The organism is Bradyrhizobium sp. CCBAU 11434 (assembly GCF_028128895.1).
GTDB lineage: Bacteria > Pseudomonadota > Alphaproteobacteria > Rhizobiales > Xanthobacteraceae > Bradyrhizobium > Bradyrhizobium zhengyangense.
Genome location: NZ_LBJX01000090.1, coordinates 55,080 through 81,611 on the forward strand (window position 1 = coordinate 55,080; position 26,532 = coordinate 81,611).

Below are 26,532 nucleotides of genomic sequence, written 5' to 3' on the forward strand. Positions count from 1 at the left end.
ACAGCCGCGCAGATCCTGTTAGATCCTAAACAGCCAGGACCTTGCTCACCAGCTAGTTGGTTTTCGGAAACGTAATCAGAAGGTTAAGGAGCGCGGTCAAGCGTTGGCACGGCGGTTGCTAATAAGCGGCAGCAACACTGAGTGAGGGCTGAGTGCACGCCGACGCGTAAGACGAGCGATGTGCTCCTTCCCTTGAACCCGTGTGCCCCCGTTTCTGAGAGAGAAACAAGCTCGCGCGCAGGAAGCGCGCAACTTTGGCAAATCGGTTGATGGAGAGCAACATGTCTTCACTGAGACAAATCGCATTCTACGGGAAGGGCGGCATCGGCAAGTCGACCACTTCGCAGAACACGCTGGCGGCGTTGGCTGAGATGGGTCAGAAAATCCTGATTGTAGGGTGCGACCCGAAAGCGGACTCGACCCGCCTGATTTTGCACGCCAAGGCGCAAGACACGATTTTGAGCCTTGCAGCGAGTGCCGGCAGCGTGGAGGACCTCGAGCTCGAGGACGTAATGAAGGTCGGCTACAAGGACATTCGCTGCGTGGAGTCTGGTGGTCCTGAGCCGGGTGTCGGCTGCGCCGGCCGCGGCGTCATTACCTCGATCAATTTCCTGGAGGAGAACGGTGCCTACGAAAACATTGACTATGTCTCATACGACGTGCTCGGCGACGTCGTTTGCGGTGGCTTTGCGATGCCGATCCGTGAGAACAAGGCGCAGGAAATCTATATCGTGATGTCCGGTGAAATGATGGCTATGTATGCCGCGAACAATATTTCCAAGGGAATCCTGAAATACGCAAACTCTGGCGGTGTGCGGCTGGGCGGTCTGATCTGCAATGAGCGGCAGACCGACAAGGAGCTGGAGCTGGCGGAAGCGTTGGCCAAGAAGCTAGGCACTCAGCTGATCTACTTCGTGCCGCGCGACAACGTGGTGCAGCATGCCGAGTTACGCCGCATGACGGTGCTCGAGTATGCACCCGATTCCAAGCAGGCCGATCACTATCGCAATCTTGCGAGCAAGGTTCACAAAAATGGCGGCAAAGGCATCATCCCGACTCCAATCTCCATGGACGAGCTCGAGGACATGCTGATGGAGCATGGCATTATGAAGCCCGTGGACGAATCCATCATCGGCAAGACCGCCGCCGAACTCGCGGCCTCGTAAAGGTCGCAAGTCGCGGCCTTGCGAAGGCGCGCGACGAATGCCGGTCTCCCTCACCGCCCATCCCGGGAGGCCGGCATTCTGACGATCGACCCTGATCAAAACCAGGATGCGGCAGCGCAAGCCAGACCATTGTGGAAACTCGCAAAATTATGTCCGAAGCGCACTTCCTTCCGCTGACGGCTGATTGTGCCGTTGATGCCAACAGTCAGATGCACAGGGGAATTGCAACCTACCGCCTACTCACCGGTGTGGCTCCTGCAGATGCCGATGTTGCCATTGACAGCAATTTCGATTGCCATGTCCTAGCATCTATCTTGGCGGCTGCCACAATTGATGGTGGCTCCCTTCCCGAGAAGGCCGGCCTGTCCGGCCTTGAACTGGCGGCCTTGCTGGAGCAGTACTTTCCCTCGCTTGAGATCAATATCGCGGAGCAGCTCTCGGTTTTCAGGTGCGAAGGGGACGAGGAGATCGCAATGCTGCGCGATCTCTTGCTCAAGCAACGCTCGACGGAACGGGATATTGACCGCTGGCTGGCTGCCATGATAGCGCGGCGCGCCATTGAGCCAGGCCATCTGTGGGAAGCTCTCGGCTTGCGCAATCGCGGCGAACTCTCCCGGCTGCTGAGCCGCCATTTCGCGCCGCTCGCCGCGCGCAATGTCAACAATATGCGCTGGAAGCGCTTCTTCTACCGCATGCTTTGCGAGAATGAAGGCCTCGTGATGTGCACGACACCCGTGTGCAACCAATGTGACGACTTCAACATCTGCTTCGGCGAAGAAAGCGGTGAGAGCCGGATGACCGAGCGCCGGCGCGATTTTCTGTTGCAGGCGGCTCGGCCGGTCGTTGCCGGCGATTCGCCATCTGAGCTGCCACAAGGGTCCGCGATCGCACCATCATCGGAGAAAGCCTCGCAGGATTGGTAAGCCGCGCGGAAGGTTGAGGGCGCGGCTGACGCCGTTTCGAGCGAGCGACCATGTGTCCAAGGCGGCGGCGGGCTCAAGTGCTCCGCAACAATTCTCACATCCCGGCATGCCGCAACTGCATTAAAGGTCGAACTTGGCGGGGCAATAGGCAAGGCGTCCGCTTCATGAGCCTGTCGCATTTACGACAATCCATTTGCTGAAGCTTAGGTAGGTCAAACAATGAGGAGCTCTCGCGTGATTGCCGCTAGCACCGCCGTAAAATCGTCTTGGTCCGACCAAGTGCGCGCCAAGCCCACCGTGCTCAACGACACGACATTACGCGACGGCGAGCAGGCACCTGGCGTTGCGTTCACCACAGAGGAAAAGCTAGCGATCGCGCAGGCGCTGGCGCGGGCCGGAGTCACGGAGATCGAGGCGGGAACGCCGGCGATGGGCAACGAGGAGATCTCCGCCATTCGCGCCATTGTCGAAGCAGATCTTCCGCTGACCACCATAGGCTGGTGCCGGATGCGGGAATCGGATGTCGACGCGGCAATCGAAGCAAGGGTGTCCATGATCAATATGTCGGTACCGACCTCCGACGTCCAGATCGCGGCCAAGCTAGGTGGTCACCGCGACCTGGCGCTGGAACGGGTGAAGCGATTGGTAGGCTATGCCTGTGCGCGCGGACTTGAGGTCGCCGTCGGTGGTGAGGACTCCTCTCGCGCCGACATCGATTTTCTCATCAGACTGATGGCAACTGCAAAAGCCGCCGGCGCGCGTCGCTTTCGTATTGCAGACACGCTCAGTGTGCTCGATCCCGACGCAACCTACGTGTTGGTCAGGAATTTGCGTGCGACCACCGATCTCGAACTCGAATTTCACGGTCACGATGATCTCGGACTCGCAACCGCCAACACGCTCTCCGCTATCAAGGCCGGCGTGAGCCACGCCTCAGTGACCGTCATCGGGCTGGGCGAGCGGGCCGGAAATGCCCCGCTCGAGGAAATCGCGGTCGCACTCAAGCAGCTCTACGGGCGCGAGACTGGCATCATACTCCCGGAGCTCGAGAACGTCGCCGCGGTGGTAGCAGCCGCGGCCGCACGCGCGATTCCTGTGAACAAGGCCATCGTCGGAGAGCATGTATTTACGCACGAATCCGGCATTCATGTCGATGGCCTTTTGAAGGATCAACGCACCTATCAATCGCTTGATCCCGTTTTGTTTGGCCGCTGCAACCGCTTTGTGATCGGCAAGCATTCCGGACTTGGGGCGATCACCGCGTTACTCGATGAACTGCAGCTCGTCGCCAGCGCCGATCAAGCCAGACAGATTCTGTCGCGAGTCCGCAAATATGCCATCGAGCACAAGCGCTCGGTCGAGCGCGAAACTGTGGCCGCGATCTGGCGCGACGTGTGCGGATGCCTGGCAACCCACCCCGCGTGAAAAGCCGTGTCTAGCAGCGTTTGCGTAAACAGACGCGCCGCAAGGATGGCGTCCGATATCGCTGATGGGCCCGAACGGCGTCCAGCTTTCGCACGTCAGATTCCCTGGCGCGATCTCATCTCCAGATCTTACTTCCCGTTCCGCCATATATGCTGTGATCTCCTACCCAATGGCGAGCCGCCCCGCACTGCCAATCGGCGTCTTCTCGCGCTGAGTTCCGGTCCGGCGACCTTCCTGACGAGCGTCAGCCTCGATCGTGGTTTGGCCATTGATCCCGCCAGCAGTCAACAGGCGCCACCCCATCTCATTCACCGTCCAGAGCTAATCTGAAGGAGAAGTTTTCATGATCAACTCATCCCCGGCAGCCGGTATCCTGGATCGGCTCAGCAAGGCCTCATCGGCGGAGGATTTTTTTTCGCTACTTGGCGTCGATTACGACCCTAAAATCGTGAATGTCGCGCGCCTTCACATCTTAAAGCGCATGGGACAATACTTTGCAAAAGAGCAATTTGCTGGTGCCGCAGAGCCGGAAATCAGAGCTCGGTGCAAGGCGATGCTGGAGAGGGCCTATGCCGATTTCGTGGCATCGTCACCGATCGACCAGCGAGTGTTCAAGGTTTTGAAGGAGGGGGCCGCAGACCCTAAGAAGGCGGCGGCCTTTGTCCCATTGAGCGAGCTGAAGTGATCTGGCGTTCCACTGCAAGGTGCGCCTGGCGGGGCACCGTGGCAACCCGATGTGGGGCCTTCGTCTTTATCCGGGTCAACTCTGCAGCTATCACCCGAGCGGCGGCTGTCGTATTCCCGACCCATGTCTGGACTGGTGTCCAGATATCAGCGGATTTCAAGTGTCTGCCAAACCATTACTTTCGGCTGACTTTCACTGTTTTTTGCAACTGGTACGACACTTGCTGCTGTCCTGCCGACCCGATCATCGATGCCGATGGATGGTAGTCGTCCGAGATGAGATTGAAGGAAGACCCATGATGCTGCTTTTAGTGCCTGCCGAGCTCTGCGCCATCATCTCGTGGCCTACGATCGCGCCAGGTCCGTTCGAAACGGTCTTTGACGCGATCAAGGTTCCATACGGACGGTGAGATGGTGGTCAATGGATCAGTCGCCCGTTCGCACTACACCTGGAGAGGGTATGCACAGCGTCGTCCGCATCAAATCGGCCCCGGATTTCCCTCAGATTTGTATTCATCTCATGGCGGATAGCAACATGCGTCAGGAAGAGGGCCAACGTCGGCCCATACGGGCTGTCCGCGCTGGAGGCTCGGCATGGATGGCGTGATAGGTACGTTGCGGGTATCGCGCTCGTCGTCGCAGTCAATGTGGAGCTGGTGGGCCGAAACTGAGGCGCAGGTATTGAGCAGCGAACGGAATCGCCAACTCAGGCATGGAAGCGAACGGTCAGAATCACCGCGGCGCCCTCGCCACCGCGGTGGCGCTCGTCAAACGCGGCGCGCAAGCGTTCAGTGTAGAAGACCTCGCCAAATCCGGCCGGACCGCTGCGTCTATCGCGATGACGCGTCTTGTTGTGAGGCCGGTCGGACCAAGCAGACGGGGCAGAGCAGCCGGCCACTTGCTGACCAAAAGTGATCTTCAGTTAAGGAAGCTAAAAAGCAACCTGTGGCGCGGGCGCGCCTATCTTTGAGGGGAATTTAGAGTATGAGCAATGTCACCAGAACGGTCATGCCGGCGCCGGCCGGGCGCGCAGCAGCCAAAAAAGAACTGCCGGAGCACTTCAAGGCGTACAAGCACGTCTGGGTTTTCGTCGAGCTGGAGCGTGGCCAGGTGCATCCGGTTTCATGGGAGCTCATGGGTGCGGGCCGCAGGCTGGCCGACAGGCTAAAGGTGAATCTTGCCGCTGTCGTTATCGGACCGGAAGGGCAGCACACACGTAACGCCGCGCTTGACGCCTTTTGCTATGGCGCCGATCTGGCCTACCTCGTGAGCGACAACGTTTTGTCGGATTACCGAAACGAATCCTATACCAAAGCGCTAACCGAACTCGTCAACACCTACAAGCCCGAGATCCTGCTGTTGGGGGCGACGACGCTCGGTCGCGATCTCGCAGGTTCCGTGGCGACGACTCTGTCGACGGGGCTCACTGCCGACTGCACCGCGCTCGACGTCGACGCCGATGGTTCGCTCGCGGCGACGCGTCCGACCTTTGGCGGCTCGCTGCTCTGCACGATCTATACCTTGAATTATCGTCCGCAGATGGCAACCGTCCGCCCGCGGGTCATGCCGATGCCTGAGCGCGTCGTACGCGATGCCGCACATATCATCGTCCATCCGCTCGGTCTTCTCGAAGATGATATTGCCACAAAGGTATTGTCGTTCCTACCCGACCGCGATGCAGAAACCTCCAATCTAGCCTATGCCGATGTCGTGGTTGCGGGCGGCCTGGGACTGGGATCGCCTGAGAACTTTCGGTTAGTGCGCGAGCTCGCAACTCTACTTGGCGCTGAATATGGCTGCTCGCGTCCTCTGGTACAAAAAGGGTGGGTTACGTCTGACCGGCAAATCGGCCAGACGGGGAAAACCATCCGGCCAAAGCTCTATATTGCCGCCGGCATTTCCGGAGCGATCCAGCACCGCGTTGGCGTGGAGGGCGCGGATCTCATCGTCGCCGTCAATACTGACAAGAATGCTCCGATCTTCGACTTTGCCCATCTCGCGATCGTCAGCGACGCCATCCAACTGCTACCCGCGCTGACGGCCGCATTTCGTGCCCGCCTTTTGCCGAACTCGCGCGCCCGGATCGCGGTCTAGAGGAGATGATGATGATTGAAGAGAGATTCGATGCGATCGTGGTCGGAGCCGGTATGGCCGGCAACGCGGCGGCAATGACCATGGCCAAGCGCGGCATGAAGGTGCTGCAGCTCGAGCGGGGCGAATATCCAGGATCGAAGAATGTGCAGGGCGCCATCCTCTATGCCGACATGATGGAAAAGCTGATCCCCGAGTTTCGAGAGGAGGCGCCGCTCGAACGTCACCTGATTGAGCAGCGGTTCTGGATGATGGACGATCGTTCCCATGTCGGCATGCATTACCGTTCAGACGACTTCAACGAGGAACGACCGAACCGGTACACGATTATACGCGCCCAGTTTGACAAATGGTTCTCTTCCAAGGTGCGGGAGGCTGGCGCGACCTTGCTGTGCGAGACGACCGTCACCGAGCTCATACGGGACGAGCGTGAAAGAATCGTCGGTGTTCGTACAGATCGCCGAGACGGCGAAATACATGCCGATGTCGTCGTGCTGGCCGAGGGGGTCAATGGCCTGCTCGGGACGCGCGCGGGCCTGCGCGCGCGGCCGAGACCCGACAACGTTGCGCTCGCGGTGAAAGAGATGCACTTCTTGCCCCGCGAGACTATCGAGGCGCGCTTCAATCTCAAAGGCGATGAAGGCGTCGTGATCGAGGCGGCCGGTACCATTTCCCGCGGCATGACCGGAATGGGTTTCATCTATGCCAACAAAGAGTGCATTTCGCTGGGCATCGGTTGTCTCGTCGCCGACTTCCAGCGCACGGGCCAGACGCCATACGGCCTGCTCGATCAATTCAAGAGCCACCCCTCCGTGGCACCCCTGGTAGCAGGGTCCGAAGTCAAGGAGTATTCGGCCCATCTCATTCCTGAAGGCGGGTACAAGTCGATCCCGCAGCTTTATGGGGAAGGCTGGGTCGTAGTGGGCGATGCGGCCCAACTCAACAATGCCATTCATCGTGAGGGGTCTAATCTCGCGATGACTTCCGGCCGCATCGCCGCCGAAGCGATAGGTCTGGTGAAATCGCGCGGCGAGCCGATGAGTGCAGCAAATCTGTCGATCTACAAGAAGATGCTAGACGATTCCTTCGTCATCAAAGATCTAAAGAAGTACAAGGATTTGCCGCCCCTAATGCATACCCAGTCACAAAACTTCTTTCTCACCTATCCGCAGCTCATCTCCAAGGCGATGCAAAACTTTGTGCGCGTCGATGGTACGCCGAAGGCTGAGAAGGAGAAGGCGACCCTGAAATCCTTTGTCAAGGCGCGGTCATGGGCGGGTCTGTTCGGTGATGCTTGTCGTTTTGCCCGGGCCTGGCGCTAACCGCGACAGTTGTGAAGCCCAACAATGGAAGGTCAAAGCATGAATGTCGAATCCCCAGTCCGCGTCGAAGACAAGCTGTATTATAATCGTTATCTCGTCGACATCGGTCACCCTCACGTCAAGGTCCGTGCGCACACGACGCCATCGCCGCAGCTCCTTGCACTTTTGAAAGCATGCCCCGCGCGATGCTACGAGCTAGACGACAACGGCCAGGTCGAGATAACAGTTGACGGCTGCATCGAGTGCGGTACCTGCCGGGTGATCGCCGAGCCCACCGGCGACATCGAATGGAGCCATCCGCGCGGCGGATATGGAGTGCAGTTCAAGTTTGGGTGATGGTGGAACAGGGCCGTGGTGCGACCGAGTTAGGCGATAGGGCTTCACCGCATCATTGGCGCATTCCGCTCCACTTGCGCGGCGCCTGAACGTCGAGCAAGACGCTTTTCGGGGGGCGCTGCACAAGCCATAGCGTGCAGATGTGCCGCTCGTTCGGGAGCCGCGAAGGACTGGTTGTGACCTCACTGAGTGGCGCCACAACGCAGTCGATCGGATGGCAGAGGAAGGATCAGCCCCTCGCCTGAGAGGGGTCGGGCCCAGCGGCCTCGATTGCGATTGCCACTGACTGCATGATCGCGGCAAAGCGCACGGCGGTCTGGATCGCTTCCGAATTGACGCCCGCGGCTCTCAGTGTCTTCTCATGGGCATCGATGCAGGCACCGCAGCCGTTTATGGCGGAGACCGCAAGCGACCACAGCTCGAAATCGGACTTGTCCACGCCGGGATTGCCGATCACGTTCATACGCAGCCGTGGCGGCATCGTTTTGTATTCCGGGTTGGAAACAAGGTGAACGAACCGGTAGTAAACGTTGTTCATTGCCATCAGGCTGGCTGCGGCTTTCGCTGCGGCGATCGCCACAGATGTCATCACAGCGGACGCAGCCGTTTCCATCGCGGCAATCAGGGCTGCATTGCGGGTGGCAATCGCGCTCGCCAGCAGCAGCCCGTATTTTCGTTGCGGCGAAAGCGTCTCATCGGCCACCAAAGAGGTCAAGTTAAGCCTGACATCCTTCGCGAAATCGGGAATCCTGTCGCTTAGTTGTTGGATCGAAGACATGCTGCCTCACGCGACCTTCAAGGTTTCGCCGCCGATTTCGCGGTTGCAGGGACAGAGCTCGTCGGTTTGCAGCGCGTCCAGAACGCGGAGCGTGTCCTTAGGACTGCGCCCGACGCTGAGATTGGTCGCATAGACGTGCTGGATCGTATTTTGGGGGTCAACAATAAAGGTGTAACGATAGGCAACCCCTTCGGGTGAACGCACGCCAAGACCGTCGACGAGCGTTCCCTTTGTGTCAGCAAACTGCCAGATTGGAAGTTTGTGCAGGTCGACATGTGAGCGCCGCCAAGCGAGCTTGCAGAACTCATTGTCAGTCGAACCACCCAGTACCACCGCGTCGCGGTCGGCGAATTCCTTGGAAAGCCGGGCAAACTCCGCGATCTCTGTCGGGCAGACGAAGGTAAAATCCTTGGGATAGAAGAAGATGATCTTCCATTTTCCTGGAAAGCTCGCTTCGGTCAGCGTCTCGAACGCAGTCTGTCCTCCTTCTTCCTGCGCTTGAAAACCGGGCTTCACGCCTGTGATTTCGAACGGCGGCAACTGACTTCCAATTCCGAGCATGCTGTCCTCACAATTCGCTCTCTGTAGAAGGTGGCTTCACTGTTGAAGCAAGCTATGTGCCATGCGTTCTCAGGAGTGGAGTCCAGCGGCTTTGATACAGGCATACCCGGGCGCTTGGAGCGTCGATCCGAGAAAAATCTGTAGCCAAGCGCTTCCTTACCAAGCTCATGAAAACAGTCTTGCTTTGCGCGGCCGCCTGAGATGTTCGCGCTGCAAGCGTATGGTCAAAGACCGTTCTGCGTCCCTTAGAGCAAACTTCCTCATCTCGCCATCAATGTGATAAATGATTGGCGGCCTGCCGAGATCTAATGGAAATATGGAACCTGACGAAGCACGAGGTTCGTTGCATCTAGCGCAAACAAGAGCGGCTGTATCGCCGCGACAACAGATTGCGCCAGTAAGGCCAGATGCTCGCGGCTGCCAAACAAGGTGCGAGTAACCATAGGCTACGGCGCTTCGCGCATTGAGGCGCTTCAAGCGGCGCTAGATCGCCAGGCTCGAGGGTTTGCCGGATCCTGAAACGCTTCAAAGCCAACCGGGCTCGCCTTCGGCGGGGATTGGGGCTTGAACTCTACGTGGCGTCAGGTTGTACAGTCTGGATCATACATGCGGCGATCACTCTGAAGCTCCTTTATGAGAAGGAGAGACCTCAATGTCTCAAGATCTTAAGTGCGTTAGGCATGTGGCTGTGCAGGCACGACCCGATTTGTCGCGGATGTGAGGGCATTGGCGTGAAGAATGCGAAGCGGGACGTTCCGTTGCAAATATCAAATCCCGGTAGGTCTTCCAACGGCAATTGATCAGCCCAATTTCGATCCAGATGTGCGGCATGCGACCTTGCCGGGGGGAGTAGTGCGCGAACGCCGTTGCTCTTGGGATGAGGCAAGTTGGCTTTAGTTTATCTTGGACTATTTTCGGCTTTAAGGATGCCACTCAGGGGCAGGCGCTCTGCTGCAGAAGGTTGGGCAGGTGTGAGTAGTGCACGAGCTCGGAGCGGCGTGTGATGGAGGTCTCTTGTGTCCAGGCATCGATCTCGTCGGTCGGTTTTTTGAGCTGGAGTCTACATGATCGGTGCACCGGAGTGTGACTCTGGGTCGGCTATGAAGACTTATGTCATCTAGAGAGAGTGGTATCGAGCCGGGTTATAACGATCCGAACTATTGGATGCGCTGGTACGCCGAGCAACATGAGCTGCAGCGTGCGCGGCAAGAGGCCGATGCCGAGCCTGCAAATCAAGCTGGTTTCGAGCAGCAGTTGGACGAGCTGCAACTCCGCTCTTCTGAGCAGAGTGCGCCTGAGGCGAGTTCTCCCGAGGCTCCAGCGGCCCGGTCGCATGAAAGTATCCGCCGTACGGATATTGGTGGTTCGATGCCGATGCCGCCAAGGTCCAACCTGCGGGCCAGTTCCTTCAGTAGCACGCGCTATAGCGTCGATGTTCCGCACGCTCATCTTGGCTCGACCGCAACCGATTACCAATCTGACTTGCGGGACAAAGCCGTTCAGCAGCATGCGCTACACAACGCCGCTGAACGGGCAGCTGGTTGAACTCTCGCCATAGAAGGTCCGCAATCGGCACGTTCGCAAGGCATCGCGGGACGCAGAGCGTGGGAGCGGACGCAAGAGCTAAGGCTGTTTTCGGAGGCGGCGAAAGAGCCCGATGGGCGATTTCGGGGACGAAGTGGTCGACAGTCTCATTGTCGTCATCAAGCGATCCGGTATCATCGTCCCCAAATAACCGGAGCTGGGGCTGATGACCCCGCCGCGCGCCCGGCGCGTTGAGATCTCGCGCCACCACTGCTCCAAGGATTGACGATCACAAGGCAGCAGCGTGCTAATGCCCGCGGTGAAGGTTCGCCAGTCGGCAAGGCATTTTTTCGGAACGGCTGTCAGGACTGGTACGCCTTGGGTGATCGCGTCAACGAATTCGGCGCGCAGGCCCCGGCCAGCGGCTTCTTGTTTGGCGAATTTGTTGATCACGAGAAGATCGATCTTTTTGCGAAGTGCCTGGGAAACGACAGCTGCGGCCTCGGCAAGCCCATTTGTATCGAGATTACAGGACATAGCTCCGCTGCCGAGTGGCTGGGAAATCGAGATCTCTTGTCCTGTCGCAATGTCGATTGCGAGCATGACGTGCGTGCCATTTGCGCATCTCGCGTGTCGCTGCACGATGCCGCCGATGCGTACGCCTTGCTGCGCGATATCCTGCGCGAAATCGGCGAGTAGCCTATCCACATCGTCTTTTGGACGGTAGAGAATAGCCCCCACACTATTCAAATCTATCTGATCCAGGTTATCGATCACGGCCGGTTCCTGTTGATGTGTTTTCTCGTATCGGGGCAACGCTGTCGAACGCTCTCATGCGGATCGTGGCAGGCGTTGCAAGCACCGCTCGGCAGCCGCCAGCGGAACGGCGCGCGCGACCTCCGCAAAAACGTTCGCCCCATTGCTGAGCCGTAGCGCATCAAAGGAGCGGCGCGTGATGCGCGCCAAAAGCGGCACGCCGGAACGGCCAGTTTCAAGAGCCAGAACCAAGGTGACCTCCGCCTCGTTGAACGGCAGAAAGGCTTTGATGCGTGCCGGAAATACATTGAGGATAGAGCTTGCACGTGGGGGCTCGCACGCGATGCTGACATCGCCGGCTGCGATGCGCAGCCGCAGCTGCGCGCCCGGTCTAAGCGGCACTCCAGGTATCAGAAGGCGCGCCCCGTTGAGGCGAAGCATGATCAGCCCATAGCGCCCGTCATAACCGCCGACCAAGGTATCAAGACAGACTGCCGCTTCGCCGCGCCCGGCTAGCGCCGGATCGCTCTGAACGACGTTGAGCGGCCCGGCCGCAGTCACGACGCCATCTTTCATCATGACAAGATGATCGGCAAAACGCTCGATATCAGCGTAATCTTGGGTGATGTAGATCATCGGCAATGGGAGCTTTTCCCGCATGCGCTCGAGAAATGGCAGGATCTCGCATTTGGCGGCGCGATCGAGCACAATGAGTGGATCGTCCAGCAAAAGTAGCTGGGGCTGGCCCAACAGCGCGCTGCCAAGGGCAAGTCGCTGTCGCTCGGCCGCGGAAAGATGTGACGGCGAACGCTCGAGCAGCGGTGACAAGGCGAGCAATTCGACCACTCCATCAAAATCGATTAGTGTTGGTGTCGATGTCGACGCCTTGTATAGGAGGGTGCGCCGTACAGACCAATGAGAAAGAGGAATTGGTGGTCGGAATACATATGCGACGGGACGCAGATGAGGCGGTCGAAAGGTCGTCTCATCCTGCCAAATCTCTCCATCGACCGCACAAAATCCAGTCGGCACATGCTGCACGCCAGCGATGCAGCGCGCGAGTGTGGTCTTGCCGCACCCGGGCGGACCAAAAATTGCCGTGACGCCTTTGGCCGGCAGCCTGAATTGCGCATCTAACGGAATGTTCGCGAGAGAGCCGTTGAACGCAACCTCAATATAGCCCGTTTTTGCTTCTCTCATGAACCTGCGCCTGTGCTGTGTCTTCCCATCCAAGTCACGAGCACAATCGCTGCAATAGAGATGATCGCCATGCCTCAGATAATCCGGCCGGTGCCGCTCCAGCACGGCGTCTCTGCTCGCCTGAGGGCATAAGCTGCGGCGGCGGACTGCAGATCTGTGTTAAGATCAGAGGCTTCTTGAGCATCTCCGCGCGGCGACGATCGTGACAGTCGGACGCTGCCCAGTGCGCTTGCCAATGAGAGGCAAAGCGGCTGTCCCTTAGCGCGAGGTTTTCAGCCTGCTTCGCCGGTCCGGCGGCTTCTGCTGAATGTCCAAATTGCGCGGCTTGAGAGGTTTGGCGGTAAAAATGTCGGCTCAGGCCAGAGCCGAATACTGGCTCGGAGCCGGAAATCCGCATCAAGGATCCCACGGCTTTGCTAGCCGATTTGAAGTTTGCGCCGGGAGCCACGGTCATGGCTTCTGCATTCTCGGGTGCGAGCACATCAAAGCCAGATCGATCAGGATGAATCGGATAAATCTCATTGAAACTCCGGCTCCCCGCGCTCCTTCCTTGGCGGCGACTGGTTGATTCCCACCCCAGCAATCCGCGTGCCGTTTCAAGGAATTTCTGCGCGTCTTGCGGCAAGCGAGGTTTTGTATCGGTCTTCACCCGACGTCTTAAGTCGCCGCATCTTATTGTAGGACTGTGGACGCTCGCGTCAGCATGCGCACATGTAGGAGCTACCACATGGAAGCTGAGGATGATCCGTCGCCTTTTGGATTGGGGATGATGCTTTGGCGAACATGAGCGTTAAAACGCGTCAATGAGGGACAAGTGCATGCCATCCGATCTAGCGTACGTTCCGATCTGTGTGGAGGAGAAGGTCGGCGGCCGGGCGCTTGGAAAAAGGGCTGATGTGAGATGATATGCGGGCCCGCGAGCTACGGCAGAACGTCTTGCTAGCAGCACGGGTTACGGACGTATTTCAGGGCGCGCGGGCCTTCGTTGACTCGCGAGTCGACGCGGGATTGAGCTGCCCAAGATGGGATGATTTGACCGGCCCCTAAGGAACTCTGGCGTCGGCGACGAACGTGTTGGGGCTCGAGGCCCGCGATTTGAGCCTGATGAATGCTCCAGCTTGGACCGCATAGCGTGTCGCTATCGTGAAGGCCTATTTGTCTAAGGAGGGCTTTGGCGTTGCAATGGTGCGCGTGGGCAGTATCGGGTACTCGATCTTCGGCAGCTGTCCGGTGAGCGAATTCAGAAACGCGACAATTTCGTCAGTTTCTTCATCGCTGAGCTCTGCTCCAAGCTGAACCTCACTCATCACGCCGACCGCTTGCTTAAGACTCCAAACCTGACCAGAATGGAAGTAGGGCGGACGCAATGCGACATTGCGCAACGGCGCCGAGCGGAAAACATACTCGTCGCCGAGGTCCTTGGTGACGGCAAAACGACCCTTGTCCTCCTTTGGAAGCAGGCTTTCGGCTGGCCTTTTAATGATGCCGAAGCGAAAATAATCCTGTCCGCCGACGTTGATTCCGTTGTGACAAGAGGAGCATCCCTTTTCGATGAATAGCTTTAGCCCGGCTTTCTGCTGATCGTTGAGAGCATACTCATCGCCCTCGAGGTACTTATCGAAGGGGGCGTCGGGAGTAATCAAGGTCGCCTCGAAAGCCTCGATGGCCTTGGCGAAGTTTTCAAACGTAAGGGGCACCGCTTCGTTGGGAAAAGCCTTACTGAACATAACGACATAATCGGTCATTGAATTCAATGTGCTGAGTACGCGATCGGCCGTCGCATTCATTTCGACGCTGGCCTGGACAGGGCCTGCTGCCTGCGCCTTGAGATCCGCCGCTCGCCCATCCCAGAACTGCGCCACGTTGAAGACTGCGTTATAGACTGTTGGCGCACGACGAGACCCCAACTGCCAGCGATGACCAATCGATCTAGGGCCGGCATCTACCCCGCCCGTCCCAAGGTTATGACACGTGTTGCAGCTGATAACTCCGCTTGCAGATAGCCTCGAATCGAAAAACAAGGATTTGCCAAGTGTGACCTTTTCATGGGTGATAGGATTGTCCTTCACCGCTGGAACGACTGAGGGAATCGGCTTGAAAATCCGCTTGGCGGCGCGCATCAGATCCTCATTGGCGCCGGCTGCTGGGGAAACCAGAATGGCTGACGCAACAACACTGAACCTGCAGGCCCTGGAAAGCTCGCTTAACACTATTTTCCTCATGTGATGTCTCGCTTTTCTCCTAGATCCTGGAATCGCAAACATAGCGCTCGGTCCGCGTCCGCCCGCAGAACGACGTGCAGCAGTCAACGATGGTGTCTTCCGTATGCTGGGCTAGGCTGCACCCAGGCCGACGCTCCGCCGGTGCCATAGCAACCGGCGTGCCAGGGGGCCCAAGGGCGAAGCCTGCCGAGCTGGTTTCATGCAATTGCGGACTGTGAATTGCAGCAAGCGGCTTGAGGCTGTCGTACGTGACGGGTGCGACAAATCATCATCCAGCCACAGGAATCCCGGCCTTTCGGTTCCAAGCCTCCGTGCTTCTCGGAAGCTCACCGGTACGGCACTACTTGACTCTGCAGGTCAGCTGGCTGAAACCGCGAACAAAGCGAGCTGCGCCGGCGCAGCTTGTCGCTGCTCGCCTCGATGCGTGCGCTTTGAGCCTTCCACCCCCACACTAAGCTGATCGCCACCAACATCGGTGACGTTCCTACCTGCGGGCCGTCGGTCAGGCGTGCTGTTGTCGGGAGTTCGTCCTACTGCCACCAATGTGGGTATGCCCTTCTCAGCACGTATTCACACGTGCCGGACGCTCAAAGTGCTTGAATCGACCGTGGCGTCAGGTTGTAGGCATTGCGAAGCAGAACGCCACCGGGGAGACAGCATCGCCACACATGCTCTAAACGGCCGATCTTGTCGTACCTCCGTCTTCGCAATGAGCGCGTTGCGCGTGGCGGGACGATGATTCGGAGGCCGTAATCATTGCGGCTGCCCCGCAACAGGCGCGATCATGGCTGCCGAGGCGCCCAATCCGGCAAACAGATTACGCTCGCGGGGCAAAGAATAATAGTGAAGGATATGCGGCTTAAGACAGGTTTGGTGAATCAAGAGCGACGAATGAGCTGGATTTGCAATGCGCATTGCTGTGCATCCGCCCTCGCTGCGATCGTGATCGCGATCGCAGCCACGTGGTGCACAGAACAAGCTCGTGCGCGAGATCGTGGGGCCGAGCAAGTCTTAATGTCATGCAGACTAGACGTGATGCGCTTCTGTGACCGCTTTAGAGGGCCTAGCGATGTGGAGGTAGCCATCTTTTGCCTTAGGGACAATTTCAAGAATTTACGCGGCGAATGCCGCCGCATGATGCCAATTGCGGCGGAGAGAAACGAAGGACCAAAACGGCGTCTCAATAGGCTTCCGGTCGTCCTCCATCGAGAGTGAGGCGTCCGAGTGGCAGTTGCAGAAACTGAGCGACAGTGAGGTGTTCAGACCTACGGGCCAGAGTTTGGCCAGCGTGGCCGAAAGTCGATCGGGCTGAAGCATCAGCCGGCGGCGCCGCAGTTCATCTATCCGGGGGCTGAGCTCCGTGAATCGATCAGCCCCGATCAGCGATCGATGTGCGCCCACGCGTGATACGAGATTACAATGCGCTCTGAACTTCAATTTCGTACTGAAGCAGTTGCGCTCTTCAGCGCTGCAGCGATCCGCCGACTTTGGGCCCGCCGTGAGATTGCCATCGGCTTGGTCATAGGAGGTCGGAAAGACAATCTGCGTAACTGCGGTGGTTACGGCAGGACATCTGCAGGAATTCGTGCTGCCCACCAATCTATGGCGTTGTGGTCGGCAGCCAAGTATTTTCCGGCAGGTGGCTAAGTCGGCTATAACTGGCAAAAGATCGCCGGAACGTTAGCGTTGGAGGTTGTTCCGTCGTGGTCTTCGTCAGGTTTCTCAGCTGGAGAATAGCCTGGTTTTGACTGCCGGGCTCAAGATAAAGATAGAGCCAGGAAACCTCTTTTGTTATCCGCCCATCGACTTCCCGAAGGAACCGCTTGATGCCATTGCGGCGTTGTCGATGGGTGCTTCAAGGGAATCAGTTTGCCCGATCGTGATGCTCTTGGCCGAATACCGTTTCGGGCCCAAGGTCAAAGGAAACGCCGTCGACAAGAGCCGTTCAAAGGCAGAAAGTTGTTCAACCAGACGATTCTCAAGGGCCTTGCGCTCCGCGCCAGGTAGGTCCGTTTTAAGGAGTCGACGGCACCGCCAGATTTCGCTCCGCAGCGATCTGATCTCACTTAATGCATCATCAATTGAAGTCATCACAGATGCTTCGTCCCTGGAGTATCAAGCATAGCGGTGGTCATAGAGCTGCCATTCCTTGGCTCCGCATTTCTGCCGAATAATTGCATCCGAAGACTCGCGACTTTCCCGCCCGTTCGTTCGGTGAGCAAAGATGCGCAGTCCACTGAACGGTCGTAGATCGCAATTCATGCGTGCGAGACCGTTGAGAGCGCCCTCGAAGACGACCCATAGGCCGGACGAATAGATGGTAGGCAGATCGGAATCTCAAGTGGCCCTTGTGCAACGTAGGCTGTCGATATCCGTGCTCCGAGATCGATAGACCTTTCGCAGCATCACACTCGAATCCAGATCGCGAAACATGCTGTAGTTCCGCCGGATCCATTGATGCAGCTCGGTGGACCAGTCATTCTCGTTGCGTAGATATCCAGTGAAGGAAAAGCCAAGCCGGTCTATATATCTCTTGAGGAACAGCGGAAGCGCGGGAATCCGAAGCACCCGCTCGCCATCCATCGCTTCAGGTAATTCGCCACGAAGCACGAATTCATTGTGGACGGTGACCAGCGATGCCGCCGGAATTCGCCGCCGCAGCATTTCATAACCGCGAAAGGAGATGCGGTCAGCGCCCGCGATGAAGAGGATGATGGGGGCGACATAGCAGCGCGCCGTCTCCTTCATGAAGCCGATCTCTTCGCACATCCTGAAGAATTCGTCGAAGGCGTGAAAGCCGAGATCGATTACCTTGGCTACCCGGTCGTGGATGATAAGAGGGTCCATCAGCTGCATCTTGCCATAAGTGTCCATCACATCCGCGGTCTCCGTGATGTTGGGGAGGTAGTCGAGCAACGACGGCTCTTTCAAGTTGGCATCAAACGACAGTGCTGTGCCGTTTTTCAGCAGCAAGAACTCGCTCATGGCCCGAGCGATGAGAGTTTTACCGACCTGCGGGCTAGGAGAGCAAATGATGTAGATGGGGGTCGCTAACATAGCCGGCAGATCAATTTCGTTTCGTACGTGGGCCCGACCGGAACTCGCCGATATGCGACTACTTCTCGCCGGCCCGGGTGGGGGACTTGGCGCCGGCCAATTCCGTCAAGTTGATGCGATCAAATTCGCTCCAGACATTGGCCAGCCAGTGACGGACATAGCCGCGCAGCACGAAGGAGTTGTTCGCGGGTTCATCGTTCCGCCCCTTGTTAGCGACGAAGTCTATGAATGGGACGGATGCGACTTCCACCTGCTCATAAGCCATCGCGTTAAGCTTCGGTATGACCAACTCAGTCGCATGTTTGATGCGGTGAAAATAGGAATTATAGGTCGCTTGATCCCACTGGAAGAATTGAGTGTCGTTGATGAAGTTCTTGACCAGGTAGTACTTTGCGCCGCTCATGAAGGTCGCGGTCTCCGCGATCTCGTCCAGCGAAGCGATGGATGATCCTAGAATATGGAACACGGCGAATGTTATCTGGCCAGACCGCGCCGAGTCCAGAAATCCGATGTCGCGCAAGGAAGCCAGCGCAGAGGACAGTAAGCCTGCGCGAGCATCAATGACCGTGACGGACAGCCCTGAGTTCAGGGTATCGAAGATCTTCATCTGGTCCGCTGTCGTCGTCATGTCAACGATCTCGGTGATCTCGGGATAAAAGCGCTTCAGCGTTCCCCGCGGCGACTCCGTGTCGAATGCGCGTGTTTGCACGTTGTTGACGCTGAAGTAGTCCAGTAGCGTTCGTGATACGGTCGTTTTGCCGACTCCTCCCTTGTCCGCACCTACCACAATTACAACTGGCTTCACCATGGAAATCTCCTGAGACACTTGCTATTGCCGCGCGCAAATTGCGCAACCGGCGCGTCTCTGCTTTGGGTGCGAACATGGCAGAAAGAAGGGGCAATGACCCTTCGGACGCGAGAGCTCTTCAACCGATGAACATTGTCAACATCAAGCGAGTGACGTCCGTAGATGGCAACGACGACGCACGCCGCGAATGGGGAGTGAATCACTTGTGGGGGTGATCTACGTGAGGTTTGTAAGCGGCTGAAATGCGCGCCAAGAACCAACGGTAGGTCTGTGGTCGTCGCATCGCCATAGGTTATCTATCGACGCCGCTATCTAGATCGGCATAAAGCAACCGAATCTTACGTAGCGTCAGATTGCGAACTCAGGGAAGAGTAAAGGCGGTGTCACGCGGTACGAGTATGGCTTGGAAAATCATCAAAGGGTCTTCTGGATCAGATCGTCGTCTTTTCGGCAGACAAGTACTGAGAGATGATCCTGAAGATCCGGCCATCGCTGGTTGGGCTGGAAATGAAAAGAATTAGGGCAAGCCATTTGGTAAGCGGTTATCTCCACGTCCGAGCTATTGCCCAATGGCAGGACGACAGTGCCTCAACTTAGTCTTCGCGGAGGCCTGTTTTCTATCTTGCATTTGGTTGCCCTGAAGACTTCAACCCGGACTGCTTGTTTGGCAACGCGCTTGAGCAAAAACGGTGCTTGAGCGGCCGCATGGTAACTGTCCACGAGCGAATATCTCTGCAGGCTGAAGCCGGTGGTTAGACCCAGTCTACGCGCAACATCCGGGGGCTTGCCAAGCGCCTGGGTTGCTAGAACGTCAATTCGGTGGAGCCGTCGGGGCGGCGTCTAGTTGCTGGGCGCCTGGCGGAGGTGTGGTCGCCGATGGCATGGTGGTCGGCTGCGCTGCGTCCCTGGGGGGGCGGCCGACGATAATTGTGAGCAGACCATCGCCCCACAAGCGCCGTGCTGCTCTCTTGGCGTCCGCCAACGTCACCCCATCGACCACAGCGTTGTGCTTTTCGAAATAGTCGATGGGCAGCTTGTCAAGCTGCTGCTGCTGCAGCGTCCGCGCAAGCTTTGATGATGTGTTGAGAGCCAGTATTTGCGACCCTTTCAGGTAGGACTTTGCATCATCGAGTTCCTGCTGAGTGGGTCCCTCCTCGGCGATGTGGCGGACCTGCTTCTCGAGTTCTTCGACCGTTTCGTCGGCACGATCGGCGCAGGTGCCACTATTCCCGAGAAACATGGCTGAATGATCCAGCCAGACCAGGTTCTCACGAACCGAATAGGCTAGTCCGCGTTTCTCGCGGACTTCGCGGAACAGACGCGACGTCAGGCCGGCGCCGCCAAGGATGTGGTTGACGACATAGGCTGCCATGAAATCCGGCTCGCTGCGACGGAAGGCTGGACCACCAAAAGTCACAACTGTCTGCGGCACGTCGAGCGGAATAAAGAGCCGCCGCGGCGGCTTTGCTGCAACGACTTCAGGAACCGGCGCCGCTTCCGCTTCGGTCGGCAGGTTACCAAAGGTCTTGTCGAGCAGTTTGCAGAGGACCTCTGGACGGACGTCGCCGACCACCGCAAGTTTGAGCGTGTCTTTTGCGATCACGCGCCGGACATAGCCCTTGAGATCCGCGATCTCGATTTTCGGCACGCTTTCCAGCGAGCCCCCGGCTGGGCGAGCATAAGGATGATCGCTAAAGGCGACTTCGAGGAACTTGAGATGGGCCAGAGACGAAGGATCGGTCGAGTCGTGCCGAAGGCGCGCAAGCACAGTGGCACGAATCCGTTCGACGTCGGTCGCGTCGAAACGGGGCGAGGTTAGCGCCATCCGTAAAAGGTCGAAGGCTTCGTCTGCGTTGTCCTTGAGCGTGCGCAAGGAACCGCGGAAGTGATCATGGGTCGAGTGAAAATGCAGATCAATGGCACGATGGTCGAGCCGCTCATGGAAGGTCTTGAAGTCAAGCCCGGCGGAACCTTCCTTGAGCAGGCCAGCGACCATGTGGCTCACGCCAGGTTTTTGTTCGGGGTCCTGAGTCGCGCCGCCGGTGAAGGCAAATTCCATCGCGATCAACGGGACAGTGGAATCCTGCACGAACCAGGCTTCTATACCGCAAGACGAAACCAGGCGCTTGATCCCGGTCCGGGCAATTGTCCTCGTGGCGGCAAGCGAATTGGGCGAAGCGAGCATCGCGATTGAGAGCGAGGCTCCCCCGAGGAGGATCTCACGTCGTGTGCAAGGATGGATCATTAGAGCTTCTCCCCCTGTTTTGGGGTGGACTCTTTGATGAGATAGCCGGTCACCGATCGTTTCTTGTCGAGCCATTTCGGCGCGGCCTTGTGCACCTGCTGTGCACCGACCGCGCGGATGCCGTCGGCCCATCCCCGAATATGGTCGACGGATAGTCCCGTTGTCAGGCCGCGGCCATACCAGCGGGCTAGCATTTCCTGATTGTCCTGGACATAGGTTACCTGCGCGATCAGCCGCGTCTTGACCCTCTCGAGATCTTCGGTGCTCGCGGGATTACCCGCAATGTCGGCTATTACCTCGTCGATGGCGCGCTCGATCTGGCTGAGTTTGACGCCGGGTTTTGGTAGGGCAAAAATCGCGAACAGCGAGGGATCGAGCGCGGTAGAGTGGTAACTCGCTCCGGCAGTGACGGCGAGCTGCTTTTCGACCACCAGCGAGCGATAGAGGTATGAGTTGACGCCGCCGCCCATCAACTGCTCGAGCACGTCAAGCACTGGACCCTCGCCCGCGGCCGCGGTGTGAGCCGATGGTACAAGATAATAACGGTGCAGGGCTGGCTGCTCGACGCGGGCATCGGCCAACGTCACTGTGCGCGGCGCTGCCGGCGTCGGCTCTTGCGGCCGCAGGCGTTCCAGGGGAATTAATGCTTGCGGGGGGAGGCCGCCAAATGTCTCCGTCACCATCGAGCGGATTTCCTTGGGGGCGACGTCGCCAGCGACAATCAGGATCGCGTTGTTCGGTGCATAGAAGCGCTTGTAGAAGGTAAGCGCATCCTCTCGGGTAAGATTTTCGATTTCATGGCGCCACCCGATAATGGAGCGACCGTAGGGGTGGTTGAGGTAAAGCGCCGCCATCATCTGCTCGGCGAGACGTTCACGTGGATTGTTGGCGACCCTCATATTGAATTCCTCCAGTACGACGTCGCGCTCACAAAGCACGTCCTCATCTTTGAGAATGAGACCGGTCATGCGATCGGCTTCAAATTCCATCATCTTGCCGAGGTGCTCGCGCGGCACGTGCTGGAAATAGCTGGTGTAGTCGAGCCCGGTGAAGGCGTTCTGATTGCCGCCGGCGCGCAGGACGGCCTTGGAGAAGGCATCCGCCGGATGTTTGGAGGTGCCCTTGAACATCAGGTGCTCGAGGAAATGCGCAAGCCCCGATTTGCCAGGCGGCTCGTCGGCGGAGCCGACCTTATACCAGATCATCTGAGTCACAACCGGTGTACGATGATCCGGGATCACGAGCACCTGGAGGCCGTTCTGAAGCGTGAAGCTAGCGGGTCGATCCGATCTCACCCTGTCGGCAAGGACGCTCTCCTCTTCAGGTGGATATAAGTCAGTGCTGTCATCCATCCTGTGCTCGACCGCCGGCGCGGTGGGCGTCGTCGAGCCGGAAGTATTAGCGGCGGTACCTCCTGCCTCGGCGGTGACCGAAATCAGATTCTTCATGGTAGCGCCTTTCATTCCATGCTGATCCACGTTCACGGCGGACAAATCCGACAAAGCGCGGAGCCGCTCGTTGTCTGCCAAACAGCAGAGCAAAGACCGGACCAGTTGCTGGAGTGGTGTACTCACGGCCGCGCGCACGCCAAGTGGATACAAAACAGAACTGGCACCTACCATCCTGGCAAAAGGTGAACCGTCGACATGTCGTGAACACGACATCTAGAGAAAACGCGTCAAGGATAACGTGGCGTCAACTGGCACAATGGAAAACTTGCAGAAGAGGTGGATTGAGCTGGCGGTATGACGTCCGAGCAATTGTCCGTAGGCTCGCGGTTACAGATCTCGCTCTACACGATGAGTGGCTTGGCAATATTTCTCATGGTAGCGAGGCGGGAGTCTGCCAGCAGCTCCTTGGAGTACACTGCGCCGAAGTAGTCCAGGACGAAGGTGCCAGAATAGCATAGGTTATCCGCCGCGCGGATTAGGTTGTCGAGAATTGTGCCGACTTGGCTAATGCGGTCGCGATAGCGCGAGCGGATAACATTAACGGCGTTCATCGAGTGGACCGCCTCGTCAGCAATCACCTGCCGCAGCCAATGATGGAACGTGGTGTTCCCAAGGGCGTCATAAAACGGCTTTTCTGCTGCATAGGCGCGGCAAGTGCACATTTCATCAAATGCGATCATAACCATCACGGAAAACTCGTCCTTCAGGTGTTCAACGATCGGCCCAAAATCATGAGATCGAGCCTCCAATCTCTCCCGAAGAGTCCTCTCGGATCCATTGGCGACAAGTTCAATGATCCGGATGAATCCATCGGTGTGGCGCTCTTCGTCAATCGCCCAGGCGTTAAAGAATGCAGCAGCTTCATCGGAAGCGATAAGATTTCTCGCGACTAATTCTTGTTTCAAGTACCGGGCGTCATATTCGGTGTACAGATCAGGCCACAATTTGTCCCAACGTGCGCGGATAGCCGGCGGCTCGGCGGCGAACATCGCTGGCGTAAGAGTATTGAATAATTCTTTTGGACTCCAGTTCCGTCGAAACGGCGTGATCATCCAAGTGCCCCTAAACCCGTAGGATGCGAGCGCGTCGGCGCACAATTGCTGTCGTCCGTACGCTCCCAGAGCATATGCAATAAACAAGAGCCAGTCGCCTCCTTGTTTTGATAGGCTGATGGCCAGAGGTCTTTCGGCTGGCTGAAGCGTCCCCTTGAATGGCGCATTAGCCTTTTGTGATCCACGCGGCCGCAAAACCAGGGACACTTGTCATTGCTAGTTCCGGGTCTAAAACGGCCTCAGTTGACCTCGCGAGGGGGCTCTGGCGGGCCGCCATGCTGACAGGCACGATAGTTTCACCAGATCGACGGTGCCGCATATTGAGGGGTAGTACTGCGGCACGTTTTGAAGCAATTTGCGGCACACGTGGCATCCGGTGGGAGGCCCGGCATCAATCGGGTGTGGACCAATTGTGGTAGTCCGCGTCCCAGTGGATCCCGAACGCTAGTCTCGTTCCCATAGCCCTTTAATTTCGGGATTGCGGCGATACTACTTCCCATGAGTATCGATGAGTATCTCTGGCCTTCTTCGATTCTGCTAAATTCTCAGTGAAATCCCTATGCACTCCCGCCGCGCAAGCGTACCGCTAATCAAGTAAACGGAGCTACGGAAGAGACTCGGAAGGTTATTCGATAAGCTTACGCTACCTGGTAGATTGCCGAGGGTTGCGCGATTGAGAGGATCCGTCGCTAAGCAGCATTTCGGTTGTCGACCGGCGAGATAAACAGCTGCTCAATCTCGCTAGCTTCGATGAGACGGAGGAAGTCACAGTTGCGTGCCGTTTGCTGTTTATGGAGGAAAAAGGATGGCGACAAAGCACCGGCTCTCTGTCTTTCAAATCACCAATAACCGGATTGCTCGAATTAGTTAGTGAGGAATCCAAAGACAGGCCAGTTCACAGTTATCCTGATTGAGATTGCAAGCCGAAACGTGCCTCGCTCGCGCTAGCTGCTGCTAACTCCGCCATGCAACCAATAAACTGAGCCAACCAGGTGCAGAACCGCCCGGATGGAGCACTGCCGAGCCGGGTTTTATGCGGATGTGCTCCTTGTGGAAGACATTCATTATCGGCCTCCGTGATACCGGCAAGGTTGTGCCAACCATACACAGCCCCACTCCGACCGCTAACGAATCGAAAACGGTTTTCGAGCAAGTTCTTGCCCGGGATAGCAGGGGAGTAGATCCACACATGACCGGACCGGCCGTTATGGAAAACGTGCGCCGCTATCGCGCGATAGCTTCGTTGTGTCGTCAGTCCGCCGCATTTCGGCCAATCCAAGGGGACTCATTGCTAGCGCAAGCTGCAGAGTGGGAGGAACGTGCGATCGCGGAGATCGAGAGATACTTCAGCTGTTCTGCTGCACGTCCTGCTTGATTGCGCTCGATGCCGTGCAAACATTAAGCCCGAAAGACGACCGTAAGAGGGGCATGCTGAGTAAATCTGCTAGCCGCCGGGAGCTCAGATGTGTTCAATGGATGAAAAGAACCCACCGTTTGGCCAATAGGTCGGATCATGAAAGGCAATGCTGGCCAAACGATCCAGTCGCGCAAGCGGCCGCGCTGGGAATTCATCGGCGGGAGCTTCGAATAAAACGCGATCGCCTGATGAATGTCGGCGCGCGCTGGACAGCCGGAAGATCTGATGTTGCGCCGCGCAAGGAAAACGGAAACTCCGGCTTGTCAAAAGCGCGATTCCGCGATCCCCAGCGGATGCAGAAATCATTGATCAAGAGTTATATGGCCAAGGGCATGAGATGCGAGGGCTGACCTCGCCAAAGTCGATCTGGCCAATGACGTCGGTTATCTTCGTGCAGAGCCTGTACGCTCTAATAAAATATATCATCGTACGGATCGCTCGCGGGCTTTGCCGCACTCTCGATACGCCTGGCATTGCAGTTGCGGCAAGTACAAGGGCGGTTTAGTCGCTCGTTGCCATTTGCATCCTTGGTTTTCCGTTTGTCCTCTGCTTGGTTGGGATCAAGTGTAAGCGTCGTTCCGCTCCCACCTTCTCGTGGCACGTGGGATAGGCGAGTCTCACGATGTCTTTGAAGGGATCGGCTTGTGTCTATGCTTGACCATACGCTTAAGTCGGACGTGACGGCGCGCCGGCTGGAAGTGATCACGGAGACGGGACGCCGTCGTTGGTTCTCCAAGGACGACAAGGCCCGGATCGTCGAGGAGACGCTGGTACCAGGCGCGGTCGTTTCCGAGATTGCGCGACGACACGGGTTGATGCCGCAACAAGTGTTCACTTGGCGTCGGCAGGCGCGCCGGTTGCCGACGCCGATGGCTGACGATCCGCCGTTCGTACCGGCAGTGGTGGACGCCACGGCACCAGTCGCGGTTGCTGGCCAAGAGCGCAAGATGGTGCAACGCAAGGCCAAGCAGGATGTCCGGGCTCGCCGTTGCGATGCCGGCGGCATCGAGATCGAAGCCGAAGGCGTCACTATCCGGGTCGGCCGAGGCGCGGACGTGGCGATGATTGCGGCCATCGTACATGCGCTGAAGGCAAGCCGGTGATCGGCCCGTCCGGAACTGTCCGGGTGATGGTGGCAACCAAGCCGGTCGACTTCCGCAAGGGAATGGAGGGGCTTGCCATGTTGGTACGCGAGCACATGAAGGCCGATCCGTTCTCGGGTGCTGTTTATGTGTTCCGAGCCAAGCGTGCGGACCGGATCAAGCTGATCTTCTGGGACGGTACGGGTTTGTGCCTGTTCGCCAAGCGGCTCGAGGAAGGCGTCTTCCGCTGGCCGAAGATCGAGGATGGCGTGATGCGTTTGTCGGCGGCAGAATTGTCGGCGCTGCTCGAAGGGCTCGATTGGCGGCGTGTCCACGCGGCAGGGGAGACGGTCGTCCCGACGCAAGCCGGATAATTGTGGGTCGCGCTGCGGCGAAGTGAATCAGGGGCATCGAGCGCGTCGTCAGGCGGGC

24 protein-coding genes are annotated in these 26,532 nt (G+C 57.8%); 12 read left to right on the top strand and 12 right to left on the bottom strand.

Features of this window, described 5'->3' with window-relative positions:
• The first annotated feature begins 281 nt into the window (after nucleotides 1-281).
• The 7 genes from nifH to XI06_RS22010 all read left to right on the top strand — a co-directional run bounded on the left by nifH (nucleotide 282) and on the right by XI06_RS22010 (nucleotide 7,947).
• Complete coding sequence (nifH, locus tag XI06_RS21980) at nucleotides 282-1,166, top strand: nitrogenase iron protein (RefSeq protein ID WP_271606521.1); 885 nt, start codon at nucleotides 282-284, stop codon at nucleotides 1,164-1,166.
• Between the two features lie 149 nt (nucleotides 1,167-1,315).
• Nucleotides 1,316-2,089 carry a nitrogen fixation protein NifQ gene (locus XI06_RS21985; protein WP_271606464.1) on the top strand — a complete coding sequence of 258 codons (774 nt, stop codon included), beginning with the start codon at nucleotides 1,316-1,318 and terminating at the stop codon, nucleotides 2,087-2,089.
• Nucleotides 2,090-2,323: 234 nt separating this feature from the next.
• On the top strand, nucleotides 2,324-3,514 hold the full coding sequence (nifV, locus tag XI06_RS21990) for a homocitrate synthase (protein WP_271606465.1): 1,191 nt from the start codon (nucleotides 2,324-2,326) through the stop codon (nucleotides 3,512-3,514).
• 343 nt (nucleotides 3,515-3,857) lie between these two features.
• A complete protein-coding gene (gene nifW, locus XI06_RS21995) occupies nucleotides 3,858-4,199 on the top strand; it encodes a nitrogenase stabilizing/protective protein NifW (protein WP_092218295.1) in 342 nt (113 codons plus the stop codon).
• Between the two features lie 983 nt (nucleotides 4,200-5,182).
• Nucleotides 5,183-6,292 carry an electron transfer flavoprotein subunit alpha/FixB family protein gene (locus XI06_RS22000; RefSeq protein ID WP_271606466.1) on the top strand — a complete coding sequence of 370 codons (1,110 nt, stop codon included), beginning with the start codon at nucleotides 5,183-5,185 and terminating at the stop codon, nucleotides 6,290-6,292.
• A gap of 11 nt (nucleotides 6,293-6,303) precedes the next feature.
• Nucleotides 6,304-7,611, top strand: a complete 1,308-nt coding sequence (locus XI06_RS22005; RefSeq protein WP_271606522.1) for an FAD-dependent oxidoreductase — start codon at nucleotides 6,304-6,306, stop codon at nucleotides 7,609-7,611.
• A 39-nt stretch (nucleotides 7,612-7,650) separates the two neighbouring features.
• Complete coding sequence (locus tag XI06_RS22010; RefSeq protein WP_271606467.1) at nucleotides 7,651-7,947, top strand: ferredoxin family protein; 297 nt, start codon at nucleotides 7,651-7,653, stop codon at nucleotides 7,945-7,947.
• A gap of 229 nt (nucleotides 7,948-8,176) precedes the next feature.
• Here the strand turns inward: XI06_RS22010 and XI06_RS22015 are convergent, their stop codons facing one another.
• Nucleotides 8,177-8,725 (bottom strand): carboxymuconolactone decarboxylase family protein, encoded by a 549-nt coding sequence (locus XI06_RS22015; RefSeq protein WP_271606468.1) that lies wholly within the window; start codon nucleotides 8,723-8,725, stop codon nucleotides 8,177-8,179.
• 6 nt (nucleotides 8,726-8,731) lie between these two features.
• The gene (locus tag XI06_RS22020; RefSeq protein WP_271606469.1) at nucleotides 8,732-9,286 is read right to left on the bottom strand and encodes a peroxiredoxin; all 555 of its coding nucleotides are present in this window, start codon (nucleotides 9,284-9,286) and stop codon (nucleotides 8,732-8,734) included.
• A gap of 1,110 nt (nucleotides 9,287-10,396) precedes the next feature.
• Between XI06_RS22020 and XI06_RS22025 the strand changes: the two genes are divergently transcribed.
• Nucleotides 10,397-10,831 (top strand): hypothetical protein, encoded by a 435-nt coding sequence (locus tag XI06_RS22025; RefSeq protein WP_271606470.1) that lies wholly within the window; start codon nucleotides 10,397-10,399, stop codon nucleotides 10,829-10,831.
• Nucleotides 10,832-10,909: 78 nt separating this feature from the next.
• Here XI06_RS22025 and XI06_RS22030 read toward each other — a convergent pair whose 3' ends face one another.
• The 10 genes from XI06_RS22030 to XI06_RS22075 all read right to left on the bottom strand — a co-directional run bounded on the left by XI06_RS22030 (nucleotide 10,910) and on the right by XI06_RS22075 (nucleotide 23,601).
• Nucleotides 10,910-11,587, bottom strand: a complete 678-nt coding sequence (locus tag XI06_RS22030) for a DUF2478 domain-containing protein (RefSeq protein WP_333909357.1) — start codon at nucleotides 11,585-11,587, stop codon at nucleotides 10,910-10,912.
• Nucleotides 11,588-11,641: 54 nt separating this feature from the next.
• Nucleotides 11,642-12,766, bottom strand: coding sequence for a molybdenum ABC transporter ATP-binding protein (gene modC / locus XI06_RS22035; protein WP_271606471.1), 1,125 nt, complete (start codon nucleotides 12,764-12,766; stop codon nucleotides 11,642-11,644).
• Between the two features lie 34 nt (nucleotides 12,767-12,800).
• The gene (locus tag XI06_RS22040; protein WP_271606472.1) at nucleotides 12,801-13,415 is read right to left on the bottom strand and encodes a hypothetical protein; all 615 of its coding nucleotides are present in this window, start codon (nucleotides 13,413-13,415) and stop codon (nucleotides 12,801-12,803) included.
• Nucleotides 13,416-13,917: 502 nt separating this feature from the next.
• Complete coding sequence (locus XI06_RS22045; protein ID WP_271606473.1) at nucleotides 13,918-14,988, bottom strand: cytochrome-c peroxidase; 1,071 nt, start codon at nucleotides 14,986-14,988, stop codon at nucleotides 13,918-13,920.
• Between the two features lie 1,791 nt (nucleotides 14,989-16,779).
• Nucleotides 16,780-17,079 (bottom strand): hypothetical protein, encoded by a 300-nt coding sequence (locus XI06_RS22050; protein WP_271606474.1) that lies wholly within the window; start codon nucleotides 17,077-17,079, stop codon nucleotides 16,780-16,782.
• 246 nt (nucleotides 17,080-17,325) lie between these two features.
• Nucleotides 17,326-18,045 (bottom strand): hypothetical protein, encoded by a 720-nt coding sequence (locus XI06_RS22055; RefSeq protein WP_271606475.1) that lies wholly within the window; start codon nucleotides 18,043-18,045, stop codon nucleotides 17,326-17,328.
• Between the two features lie 58 nt (nucleotides 18,046-18,103).
• Nucleotides 18,104-18,853 (bottom strand): hypothetical protein, encoded by a 750-nt coding sequence (locus XI06_RS22060; RefSeq protein WP_271606476.1) that lies wholly within the window; start codon nucleotides 18,851-18,853, stop codon nucleotides 18,104-18,106.
• Nucleotides 18,854-19,664: 811 nt separating this feature from the next.
• A complete protein-coding gene (locus XI06_RS22065) occupies nucleotides 19,665-21,098 on the bottom strand; it encodes a M16 family metallopeptidase (protein ID WP_442869467.1) in 1,434 nt (477 codons plus the stop codon).
• Complete coding sequence (locus XI06_RS22070) at nucleotides 21,098-22,450, bottom strand: M16 family metallopeptidase (RefSeq protein WP_271606524.1); 1,353 nt, start codon at nucleotides 22,448-22,450, stop codon at nucleotides 21,098-21,100. Before XI06_RS22070 ends, XI06_RS22065 begins: the two co-directional genes overlap by 1 nt.
• Nucleotides 22,451-22,890: 440 nt before the next feature.
• Nucleotides 22,891-23,601 (bottom strand): hypothetical protein, encoded by a 711-nt coding sequence (locus tag XI06_RS22075; RefSeq protein WP_271606477.1) that lies wholly within the window; start codon nucleotides 23,599-23,601, stop codon nucleotides 22,891-22,893.
• Between the two features lie 1,189 nt (nucleotides 23,602-24,790).
• Between XI06_RS22075 and XI06_RS22080 the strand changes: the two genes are divergently transcribed.
• The 4 genes from XI06_RS22080 (at nucleotide 24,791) to tnpB (ending at nucleotide 26,474) form a co-directional block, all read left to right on the top strand.
• Nucleotides 24,791-24,976 (top strand): hypothetical protein, encoded by a 186-nt coding sequence (locus tag XI06_RS22080; RefSeq protein WP_271606525.1) that lies wholly within the window; start codon nucleotides 24,791-24,793, stop codon nucleotides 24,974-24,976.
• A complete protein-coding gene (locus tag XI06_RS22085) occupies nucleotides 24,973-25,368 on the top strand; it encodes a hypothetical protein (protein ID WP_271606478.1) in 396 nt (131 codons plus the stop codon). Before XI06_RS22080 ends, XI06_RS22085 begins: the two co-directional genes overlap by 4 nt.
• Before the next feature lie 300 nt (nucleotides 25,369-25,668).
• On the top strand, nucleotides 25,669-26,121 hold the full coding sequence (tnpA, locus tag XI06_RS22090) for an IS66-like element accessory protein TnpA (RefSeq protein WP_271606526.1): 453 nt from the start codon (nucleotides 25,669-25,671) through the stop codon (nucleotides 26,119-26,121).
• A complete protein-coding gene (tnpB, locus tag XI06_RS22095; RefSeq protein WP_271606479.1) occupies nucleotides 26,118-26,474 on the top strand; it encodes an IS66 family insertion sequence element accessory protein TnpB in 357 nt (118 codons plus the stop codon). The genes tnpA and tnpB overlap by 4 nt, the downstream gene beginning before the upstream one ends.
• The last annotated feature ends 58 nt before the right edge of the window (nucleotides 26,475-26,532 follow it).